At 54.2% G+C, this 10,760-nt stretch carries 10 protein-coding genes; 9 read left to right on the top strand and 1 reads right to left on the bottom strand.

Annotated features, from left to right (window positions below):
• Positions 1 to 551, top strand: a 551-nt coding sequence (locus RTK01_RS13630) for a CBS domain-containing protein (protein WP_312281496.1), incomplete at its 5' end; no start/stop codon positions are given.
• Between the two features lie 143 nt (positions 552 to 694).
• Here the strand turns inward: RTK01_RS13630 and rplS are convergent.
• On the bottom strand, positions 695 to 1,036 hold the full coding sequence (gene rplS, locus RTK01_RS13625) for a 50S ribosomal protein L19 (protein WP_312281495.1): 342 nt from the start codon (positions 1,034 to 1,036) through the stop codon (positions 695 to 697).
• 380 nt (positions 1,037 to 1,416) lie between these two features.
• Between rplS and RTK01_RS13620 the strand changes: the two genes are divergently transcribed.
• The 8 genes from RTK01_RS13620 (at position 1,417) to RTK01_RS13585 (ending at position 10,723) form a co-directional block, all read left to right on the top strand.
• A complete protein-coding gene (locus RTK01_RS13620; RefSeq protein WP_312281494.1) occupies positions 1,417 to 2,034 on the top strand; it encodes a TetR/AcrR family transcriptional regulator in 618 nt (205 codons plus the stop codon).
• Between the two features lie 150 nt (positions 2,035 to 2,184).
• Positions 2,185 to 3,936: an ABC transporter ATP-binding protein gene (locus tag RTK01_RS13615; protein WP_312281493.1), complete on the top strand. Its 1,752-nt coding sequence runs from the start codon at positions 2,185 to 2,187 to the stop codon at positions 3,934 to 3,936.
• Complete coding sequence (locus tag RTK01_RS13610) at positions 3,933 to 5,681, top strand: ABC transporter ATP-binding protein (RefSeq protein ID WP_312281492.1); 1,749 nt, start codon at positions 3,933 to 3,935, stop codon at positions 5,679 to 5,681. The genes RTK01_RS13615 and RTK01_RS13610 overlap by 4 nt, the downstream gene beginning before the upstream one ends.
• Positions 5,682 to 6,005: 324 nt before the next feature.
• On the top strand, positions 6,006 to 7,445 hold the full coding sequence (locus RTK01_RS13605; RefSeq protein ID WP_312281491.1) for a methyltransferase: 1,440 nt from the start codon (positions 6,006 to 6,008) through the stop codon (positions 7,443 to 7,445).
• Between the two features lie 22 nt (positions 7,446 to 7,467).
• Positions 7,468 to 7,653, top strand: a complete 186-nt coding sequence (locus RTK01_RS13600) for a cysteine-rich KTR domain-containing protein (RefSeq protein ID WP_312281490.1) — start codon at positions 7,468 to 7,470, stop codon at positions 7,651 to 7,653.
• A 124-nt stretch (positions 7,654 to 7,777) separates the two neighbouring features.
• Positions 7,778 to 8,917, top strand: a complete 1,140-nt coding sequence (locus RTK01_RS13595) for an ABC transporter substrate-binding protein (protein ID WP_312281489.1) — start codon at positions 7,778 to 7,780, stop codon at positions 8,915 to 8,917.
• The gene (locus RTK01_RS13590; RefSeq protein WP_312281488.1) at positions 8,914 to 9,936 is read left to right on the top strand and encodes an iron ABC transporter permease; all 1,023 of its coding nucleotides are present in this window, start codon (positions 8,914 to 8,916) and stop codon (positions 9,934 to 9,936) included. Before RTK01_RS13595 ends, RTK01_RS13590 begins: the two co-directional genes overlap by 4 nt.
• Positions 9,937 to 9,940: 4 nt before the next feature.
• Positions 9,941 to 10,723, top strand: a complete 783-nt coding sequence (locus tag RTK01_RS13585) for an ABC transporter ATP-binding protein (protein ID WP_312281487.1) — start codon at positions 9,941 to 9,943, stop codon at positions 10,721 to 10,723.
• Positions 10,724 to 10,760 lie beyond the last annotated feature (37 nt).

Below are 10,760 nucleotides of genomic sequence, written 5' to 3'. Positions count from 1 at the left end.
TGTCTATCCAGCGGAAGCTGGGGAAAACCGTTATTTTCATCACCCATGACATCGACGAGGCGTTTCATCTTGGGGATACGGTGGCGATCATGCGGGACGGGCGCCTGATTCAGGTGGACACGCCCGAGGGCATGAGCACACGCCCGGCGGATGACTATGTGCGGCGTTTCATCGATTCCGCAGACAAATCAAAGGTTTTGTCCGTGCGTAATATTATGATTACGCCGGTGAGCCTGATCAAGCCCGGCGACGGCATTGACCATGCGCTGCGGCTGATGCGGAAAAACGCCATCTCCTCGGTGTACGTTGTGGATGGGCAGATGAAGCTTCAGGGGATTCTGACTCTGGCGGACGCCATGCGGGCCAAGCGGGAGAATCTGGATTTGACGGAAATGATTATCAAGGATGTCCCCTCGGCGGGGCTGGACGCCTCGGTGGAGGAGATTATGCCCCTGTCGGCGGAATCGCCCTATCCTTTGGCGGTATTGGACGAGGGAGGGCGCTTGCAGGGAATTGTCACGAAGGCAAGCGTTCTGTCCTCTCTGGTGTAAGACGAAAAATCCCCGGCAGAAATTGCAATGCAATTTCTGCCGGGGATTTAATGTGCCGTTTTGTAGCTCCGCAGGGAGTGTGAAAAGTCATGCCACTTGTTTGGGAAATAAGGTTCCCTCGAAAAGTCGGACTTTTTTGCGGCTTAGAGCTTCTCCTTGACCTTGGCCCGCTTGCCCACACGGTCACGCAGGTAGTAAAGCTTCGCACGGCGAACCTTACCGTTGCGCACGACCTCCACGTGGTCGATAGAGGGAGAGTGGACGGGGAACACCTTCTCCGCGCCCACGCCGTAAGAGATACGACGGACGGTGAACGTCTCCTCGATGCCGCCGTGCTTCTTGGCGATGACGGTGCCCTCGAAAACCTGAATGCGCTCGCGGGAGCCTTCTCTGACCTTCACATGAACGCGGACGGTATCGCCCACATTCACCGCGGGCAGCGTTTGCGCCAGCGCCTCTTTGTTCAGTTCCTTAATGAGATCCATGGATTTTCCTCCTAATTTATAGGCGTTCTTACCGCTGATTCATGGCATCCGCCGAAATGACGTGTGCGCGGCAGAGGACCGCCCTTTGTAGCCTGAATAGAATACCACGCTGTCCCCCTAATTGCAAGGGATTTTTCAAGATTTCCCCCTGAAAGACGAAAATTAAGAACAAATTGGGCAATTGAGCAGGCTTTTGCAGCGTGCGTTTCATCAGCCGCCGGTTAGCCACAAGCGCCCATAGGCTGTGAAACGCGGTGTAACCGAATTAGGTACCGAAGAATATCCAAAACCGCTTGACAAATTGGTCCCTGCCTGATAATGTGATAATTGCATTATCGATAATATAATTATCAATTAAGACAAGGGGGTGAACGACACAAATGGCAACGCCGGATCATACCATTGATCCACGTATTCTGGACAGTGCGAAAAAGGAATTTCTGGTGCATGGATTTGAAAGGGCTTCCCTGAAAGCAATCTGCGAGGATGCGGGAGTGACCACCGGGGCGCTGTACAAGCGATATAAAGGAAAAGAGGATTTGTTCTGCGCTGTGGTGGGGGATACGGTGAAGGCACTGTATGACTTTGTGAAATTAAGAAGCTCTGTTTCTCCCGAAACGTTATCCGACGATGCGCTGATAAAGGCGTGGGAGATGGGGGAGAGCATGATGGAATGGTTCCGCTTCCTCTACCAGTATCACGACGGGTTTACACTGCTGGTTTCATGTGCGGCGGGAACCCGCTATGCCAATTTTCAGCATGATTTTGCTGAAGAAATGGCTGTTAAGACCTATGAATACTTTATGGAGGCAAAAAACAGGGGCTTGACTGCGGCTGACATCTCCATCGAGGAGATGCATATTTTGCTCTCAGCCTTCTGGACCACAGTTTACGAGCCGTTTATTCACAACTATACGCTTCGGCAGATTGAGATCCACTGTGAGTTGATGTGCAGGCTGTTCAACTGGTATTCCGTGCTGGGCTTCGATACCGCCTAATAAAATTCCCTTTCACGAAGGGAATTTTATTAGGACGTGAAGTTAGCTGCGTATAACTACGGAAAGCCGTCTCTTTATGAAAAGGGGCTTTTATTTCTTCAGAGGTTAGTTAATTCTAACCTCTGCGTGTTAAAAAAGGAGGGGTTTTGTTTGTTCAAAAAGATACTGGGGTATGCGGGCGAGTACCGGAAAACCACCTATAAGGCGATTGCCGCCATGTTGGTGGGGATGGTGATGCAGGTGCTTCCTTTTTGGTTCATTTACCAAATTGTCCGGCCGCTGCTCCTGCGGGAAGCCGTTTCGGCGGAGTATGTGATCTGGAGAGTGGCGGGAATTGGCCTCAGCACCGTTTTGTATGCCGTGTTTTATATATGGGGACTTTCCCTGTCCCACCATGCGGCCTATAACACGCTGAAAAACCTGCGGCTATCCCTGCAAAACAAGCTGGAAAACCTGCCGCTTGGCGTGATTCAGGAAAAAGGCGTGGGCTCCATTAAGAAACTGTTTATCGACGATATCGAAACCATTGAACTGCCGCTGGCCCACGCCATCCCCGAGGGAGTTGCCAACATTACGATTCCGGTGCTGGTATTTGCGGGCCTGTTTCTGACGGATTGGCGGCTGGCCTTGCTGGCGCTGGCGGCGCTGCCTCTTGGAATGTTTGCCATGGCGGTGATGTACCAAAGCGGCGTGGGCAAAATGCGGGACTACTACGCCGCGTCCCATAAGATGAACCGCACCATCGTGGAGTACATCAACGGCATGGAGGTTGTCAAGGTATTTAACCGGGACGGCGAATCCTACCACCGTTACGAAACTGATATCAAAAGCTACCGTGATTTTACGCTGGCGTGGTATAGGGTCTGCTGGCCGTGGATGGCCATTTATGAGTGCCTTGTGCCCTGCGTGGCTCTGTTTGTGTTGCCCGTGGGCGCATACTTCGTTTTGCGGGGATACTCCACCTTGCCGGATCTGGCGCTGGCGCTGTGTATGTCCTTTGGAATCGGCGCGCCGCTGCTGCGCGTGATGAGCTTTTTCCCCAACATGGCGCGGCTCAATTTCGTGGTGTCCAACATGGAGCAGATGATGGAGGAAGCGCCCCTGAAGCAGGCAGAGAAACCCTTTTCCGGCAAGAGCTATGGCGTGACGTTTGAAGATGTGCGCTTTGCTTATAAGGAAGCGGAGGTGCTCCACGGTATTACCTTGGAAATTCCCGAGGGCAGTCTCACCGCGCTGGTGGGTGAGTCCGGCAGCGGAAAATCCACCCTTGCAAAGCTTCTGGTGCATTTTTACGATGTGACCGGCGGCTCCGTTAAAATCGGGGGGCAGGATGTGTGGGACATGCGACTGGAAGCGCTCAACGACCAGATTTCCTATGTGGCGCAGGAGCAGTTTTTATTCAATATGAATCTTCTGGAAAATATTCGGCTGGGAAGGCCGTCCGCCACCGACGACGAGGTGCTGGCGGCCGCGGAAAAGGCCCAGTGCGGCGAATTTTTGAGCCGGCTGGAGAAGGGAATTTACACGCTGGCAGGAGACGGCGGCAAGCAGCTTTCCGGGGGAGAGCGCCAGCGCATTTCGCTGGCCCGGGCCATTTTGAAGGACGCGCCCATTGTGGTGCTGGACGAGGCCACCGCCTTTATGGACCCGGAGAACGAGGAAAAAATGAATGCGGCGATTGCCGAGGTAATCCGGGGCAAAACCGTGGTAGTCATTGCCCACCGACTGCATTCCATCGTGGACGCCGACCAGATCTGCGTGCTGGATGCGGGCAGGCTTGCCGACGCCGGAACTCATAAAGAACTGCTGGAGCGCTGCCCGGCCTATCAAACCCTGTGGCGGGCCGCCGAGGGCAGCGCCAGATGGAAAGTCAGCGCCGCAAAGGAGGAGGAGACACGATGACCGCTTTAATGAGCCGTATTTTTAATGCCACCGGAAAATACCGAGGCAGAATCGCATGGGCCTTCGTATTTTCTTTTTTGAAAGGCATCCTCAAAAACGCACCCATCGCTCTCGGTTTTTTCACCCTTGCCGCGTTTTACCACGGAACGGCCACGCCTAAGTTCTGCCTTCAAATCGGCGTCGCGCTGGTTGGCATGCTTTTGGCCCAGATGTTGTTCCACCACATTGCCGACCGGCTGCAATCGGCGGCGGGCTTTTTGCTGTTTGCCGACAAGCGGATGGAGCTGGGCGCGCACCTGCGGAAAATGCCCATGGGCTATTTCACGGAGGGCAACATCGGAAAAATCAGCTCGGTGCTCTCAACGGACATGGTGTTTATTGAGGAAAACTGCATGGCCGTGCTGGCCGATTTGATGAGCTATCTCTTTGCACAAGGCATTTTGGTTGCATTCCTCTTTTTCTTCAATGTATGGATTGGACTGGCGGGACTGATTGTCGTTGTGCTAATTACGCTTTTGGGCCGGGGCCTTAAAAAGGAAGCGGTAGAGGATTCCCATATCCGGCAGGCGCAGCTTGAAAACCTCACCGAATCCGTTTTGGACTTCACCGAGGGGATCGGCATCATCAAGACCTACAATTTGCTGGGGGAAAAGTCCAAAACGCTTACCGGCAGCTTTGAAGAAACCTGCCGCACCAGTCTTGCGTTTGAGAAAAATCATACCCCGTGGCAGAGAGGACTGAATCTTATTTACGGACTGGGGACCACCTTTGTAGTCGGTCTTTCCGTGTTCCTGTATTTTAAAGACATGCTGGACGTGACCTATCTGGTTGGCACCATGCTCTTTGTGTTCGACCTGTTCGGCCCGCTGAAGGCACTGTACAGCCAGAGCGCGCGGCTCACTGTCATGAATAGCTGTATGGATCGCATTGAGGAAGTGTTTCAGGAGCGGGAGCTACCCGACATGGGCACAAACCACATTCCCGCACAAAGCGACGCGCCCGAGGTGCGGTTTGAAGATGTCACGTTTGCCTACGGTGAGAAAAATGTCCTGCAAAATGTGTCCTTCGACCTCCCCAAAAACCGTATGCTGGCGCTGGTCGGCCCGTCGGGCGGCGGAAAATCCACTATCGCAAGCCTGCTGGCCCGCTTTTGGGACGTAAAGGCGGGAAGAATTCTGGTGCGAGGTCAGGATATCCGAACGGTTCCCCTCAGTGAGCTGATGGACCAGATCAGTATGGTGTTTCAGCGGGTCTATCTGTTTCAGGATACTATTTACAATAATATCAGCATCGGCAGGCAGGAGGCCAGCCGCGAGGAAGTGATGGAAGCGGCGAAAAAGGCCCGCTGCTATGACTTTATTATGGCCCTGCCCGAGGGATTTGACACCGTGGTGGGCGAGGGCGGGGCCAGTCTTTCCGGCGGTGAGCAGCAGCGGATTTCCATTGCTCGTTGCATTTTAAAGGACGCGCCCATCGTCATTTTGGATGAGGCCACCGCCAGCGTGGACGCGGACAATGAGAGCTATATTCAGGAGGCCATCAGTGAGCTGTGCAAAGGGAAAACCCTGCTGGTCATTGCCCACCGCCTAAATACGATCCGCAACGCAGATGAAATTCTGGTCATCGCCGGCGGGGGAATTGCCCAGCAAGGGACCCATGACGGGCTGATGGAGCGGGCGGGTATCTACAAGCAATTTGTGACCGCTCGGGAAAACAGCCGGGGCTGGAGCCGAAAGGGCGCGTGAGTGCCAATTGACTGGATGGGTAAATTCCGGCGGAAAATGGCGGCGGAAAAGTGCAGAGTCCACAGGCGGCATAAGCACATGGGGACGCGCAAGGCGCTTGCCGGGGCCGGAATCAACAAAACGCTCCGGAAATAAGACGCTGCAACGGGCGGACGGTTTTTAAAAACCGTCCGCCTTTTCACGGAACGGAGAGTTTCTCCCGGCCGGACATTTTAAAATTTACGCAGTTTTCTATTTGTTGTCTTGACATTGATTTTATATGTATGCTATACTAACAAATAGCTTAGTTATAACTAACCAAACGCATATAGGAGGTACGTTGAAATGCCGTATCACACAGAAAACAGCCCGGGCCGATACTATGAAACGATGCGCCGGTATCAGGAGGCGCAGTTGCTGTTCGCGGCCATTCGCCTCAATGTATTTTCCCATCTGGACACGCCGCAGACTGCGCAGGATGTTGCCAAGGCGCTGGACTGCGACCCGTGTCAGGTTCGGCTTCTTCTGCTGACCCTGACTTCCTGCGGCTGGCTTGGAAAGCTTGGGGAGTATTACATGAACACACCGGAAACGAAGGACTTTTTATCTCGAAACAGCAATGTGTTTTTGGGGGACGCCCTGCTGTTCCGGGAAAACATGACCTCGCTGGCGCAGCTTGAGGAAAAGGTGAAGTCCTCCGAAGCCCTGCCCAAACCCTCCTACGATTTTTCAGAAATGGCGAGGGTGTCCATTCCCGAGCTGTACACCGGGCGCGTGCAGGCGTTTTTAAAGCAGATGGAGGCGCTGTATCCCGACCCGCTTCGCCCCCTCCGCCTGCTGGACTTGGGCGGGGGAACCGGGATTCTGGGAATTGAATTTACGAAGCATTTTCCAAACAGCCGGGCGGTTATTTTTGAAGCGCCGGATGTGGCGGAGGTCACGAAGGAAATTGTGCGGGAGCATAATAAGGAAGGGCAAGTGGAGGTTATTGCCGGGGATTTTAATACAGATTCCCTCGGCGGCCCATACGATGTGATCGTTGCGTCCGGTATCCTGAACTTTGTGCGCGGCGACCTGTCGGACTTCATCGGCAAGCTGTCGGCAAGCCTTGCGGAGGATGGGAAACTGCTGATTGTGGGGCAGTTTGGGGATGAGGAGGACGGTGTGCCGCCCAATATGGTGAGCTGGCTGTCTGGCTTTTTGGATGGTCTGCCGCTCCCGCCCGACGGGGAAGCGCTTGCAAAGGCGGTGAAAAACGCGGGACTGACCCCCATGGAAGCCACAGGAGCCGACCGATACGAAGGGCGGCTTTACCGAAAGGGGGGCGCGGAAGCAACTGTTTCCTCCGAAGACGTTATTCGCTCCTTTATTGAGCTGAACGAGCGCATTGCCAACAGCCGGACCAACGTCCTGAACTTTGGCAGTGAACAGATGACTTTCTACCGGGGAGAAATCCACATTCTGAAAATGATCGGTGATTTTCCGGGGATTCACAGCGCCGAACTGGCGCGGAAATTCGGAATCACCCGGCCCGTGGTTCATAAAAGCCTGCAAAAGCTGGCGGAGCGGGATTTGATTCGCAGAGAGGACGACGCCGCAGATAAAAAGCGCGCCCTGCTGTATCTGACGGACAAGGGGCAGACGGCCTACCGGGCTCACGAGCGCTATCACGACGAAAATGACAGGGCTCTTTTTGCCTTCCTTGCGGATATGCCCGGCGATAAGCTGGCCGCCATCAACGGATTTTTAAACCATGCCATTGGCCTGATTGAAAACCATGCGTAGGCGGCGTAGGTGAGGTTTCCGAATGGAACAGAACGAATGGGTATGCTGTCCCCTGTGCGGACAGAAAACGCGGATTAGGATTCGGGGGGATACGGTACTGATCCGTCTGCCGCTCTTCTGCCCCAAATGTAAACGGGAAAGCTTGATCAATCTACGCGACCGGAAGGTTTCCGTTGTCCCACAGCCAGACGCTAAGACGCAGTGCTGATAAAACAAACGTGTTTGTTTTATCACGCCTGCGTCTTTTTTTCTTGCAAAGCATTTGCTAAGGTTTCTGAAAAATCATTCAGAACATCTTAATTATTATTAATATTATTAAGGAGAAATTGTACATGAACAGCAAATTGATTGCCGCCGCACTGGCGGCCACCCTCTGCCTGTCGCTGGCAGCCTGCGGGCAGACGCCCGCCTCGCCAGGTGCGTCCGCATCCGCTGGTTCGTCCCAAGCGGCGGAAAGCGCCGCGTCCGGCGAGCCGAGAACCATCACAGACCTTGGCGGGCATCAGGTCACCGTTCCCGCCGCCACCGACATCCGGAAAATTGTCATTTTAAGCCCGCCGGTGATGTCCTTTGTGATTGGGGCCGTGCCGGATACCGAAATGATTGTGGGCATCAACGCCCGGTCCTTCCTGACCTCCAATCCGCAAATCGCGGAAAAGGCGTTTCCAAATTGGCAGTCAGTGGAATCCTCCTTTGTGGATGTGAATTTCGCCGTGAATACCGAATCTCTGCTGGCGCTGGAACCGGATATTATTTTCTATTACGGAGATTTCCAGAAAAAAGGCATTGAGGGCCTTGCGATTCCGGCGGTGGACTTTCTGATGAAGGGCGTGAACAGCCCGGAGACAATGTCGGTTGCGTGGGATGGGCAAATCAGAGAGCTGTTGGGTACGGATACCTCCGTGGGAATCCAGCAGGAATGGGACGCCACCAACGCAAAGCTTGACAAGCTTCTTGCGCAGGTGGGAGACGAGAAGAAAACGGGGCTTTGCATCAAACTGAATCAGGCCGGAAGCCTGATGGTCATGGGATCGGACTCTTTTGACGGCTGGGCCCAGAGCTTCTTTGCCCTGAGCGGAATTGAAAACGCCGCCGCGTCCATTGAGGGCACCGGCGAGGTCAGCATGGAGCAGATTTACCAGTGGGATCCGGATTTTATCATGTGCTTCCAGGATGCCCCGGCAAGCTATATTCTGGACAATTCCATTGAGGGGCAGGATTGGTCGCTGCTGAGCGCATGGAAAAACAAGCAGGTTTTTGATGTACCCAGAACCACCTATGCATGGGTTACGCCCTGCGCGGATTCCCCGCTCTTTCCCCTGTGGCTGGTTTCTAAGGCATACCCGGAGCTTGTGAGTGACGATGAGGTGCGCACGGAAATCAAAGAGTATTACCAGCGGAATTACAATGTGGAATTGACCGAGGGGGAGCTTGACTCCATTCTGGACTATCGGGAAGCCACCGGAATATGAGAACTGCCCATCACGCAGGCTATTGCAAAACGATGCTGCTTGGCTCCTTGCTGCTGGCGGGGGCGGTGGTTGCCGGAATATCGCTGGGGAAATACGGCATCCGCCTGTCGGAGCTTGGGGTCATTTTCTCCGCAAAGCTGCACGGCAGCTTGGACAGCACGATGGAAACCGCCGCCTTTGTCATTTTTAACGTGCGCATTCCGAGAATTATGTTAGCCGCCATGGTCGGAGCCGGATTATCCATATCCGGCTCCGCCTTGCAGGGCACCTTTCAAAATCCACTGGTCAGCCCGGATTTGCTGGGCGTCAGCTCCGGCGCGGGCTTTGGCGCAGCGCTGGGTATTCTGCTTACAGGAGGGTTGGGCCTGTTTACGCCGGTGCTTTCCCTGTTGGCGGGGCTGTTGAGCGTGCTGCTGGTATTTTTGCTGGCGGGGACAAAAAAGGACGGGGGAACGCTGTCGGTGGTGCTGGGCGGGATTATTGTGTCCTCCATCTTTTCGGCGCTCATCTCGCTGATTAAGTATGTGGCCGACTCCTCCGAAACGCTTCCTGCCATCACCTTCTGGCAGATGGGCAGCTTTGCAAACGTCACCTACCGGGACATCGGGATTGCCTTTGTGCCCATTGTGGGAGGCATTTTTGGCTTGCTGATGCTTCGCTGGAAAATCAACCTGCTCTCTCTTGGCGACGAGGACTGCTTTACCCTTGGGATCAATCCCCACACCACCCGCTGGCTGGTGATTTTATTTGCCACGCTGACCACGGCGGGCAGCGTCACCGTTGCCGGGGTCATCGGATGGGTGGGACTTGTAATCCCTCATATTTGCCGCAGGCTGGTGGGGGTGAATCACGGGCATCTTCTGCCAGCCTCCGCCCTGATCGGGGCGGCCTTTATGATTCTGGTGGATACCGCCGCAAGAAACCTGACCTCGGCCGAGATTCCCGTGGGAATCCTCACCGCCCTGATCGGCGCGCCGTTTTTCGCGGTGATTTATCGCCGCGGAAGAAAGGAGGGGTGAGCGAATGGAAAAAATTCTGGAGGTGCGGGAGGGCTGCTTCTCCTATGCGAAAGGGAAGCCGCTCCTGCAAAATATCAACGTTTCCTTAGACGGCGGGCAGGTGATGGCGGTGATGGGGAGAAACGGCATCGGAAAAACTACGCTGATCAAATGCATTGTGGGCATTCTGAACTGGGATAGCGGCTATTCCACGGTGGCCGGCAGGCAAAGCCAAAAAAACAGGCCCATGAAAGAAATTGGCTATGTGCCACAGGCCCACCGGGTCTCTTTTGACTACTCCGTGCGGGACATGGTCGTGTTCGGCAAGGCGGGGCACAGCTCCTTTTTTGCATCGCCAAGCAGGGGAGACTATGAACTGGCGGACCAGATGCTTCACAAAACAGGGATTTATGAACTGCGGGACTCCCCCTGCAACGAGCTGAGCGGCGGTCAGCTTCAACTGGTGTACATCGCCCGTGCGCTCATCAATGAACCAAAGCTTCTGGTGCTGGACGAGCCGGAATCGCATTTGGATTTTCGGAATCAAATCCGGCTGCTAAAGCTGATTCAAGCCGTTACAGCCGAGGAAAACATTGCCTGCATTCTCAACACCCATTATCCGAACCACGCCCTGCGCATTGCGCAGCGGTGCTTTTTGCTGGGCGAGGGAGACTATATTACCGGCGACACAAACCGGGTAATGACGGATGCCAACATTCAGAAATTTTTCGGCGTATATGCGCATTCCACCAAGTTTGAATACAAGGGAGAAAAAGTAACCTCATTCTCGTTTTTGGACGAGGTATAAGCGCGTGTAAAAGAAGCTATTTTCCCAATTTTCAAAA

The organism is Oscillibacter sp. (assembly GCF_031978065.1).
Classification (GTDB): domain Bacteria; phylum Bacillota; class Clostridia; order Oscillospirales; family Oscillospiraceae; genus Oscillibacter.
Note: the sequence above shows the minus strand (reverse complement) of the source record. Positions and strands in the feature narration are given on the sequence as shown.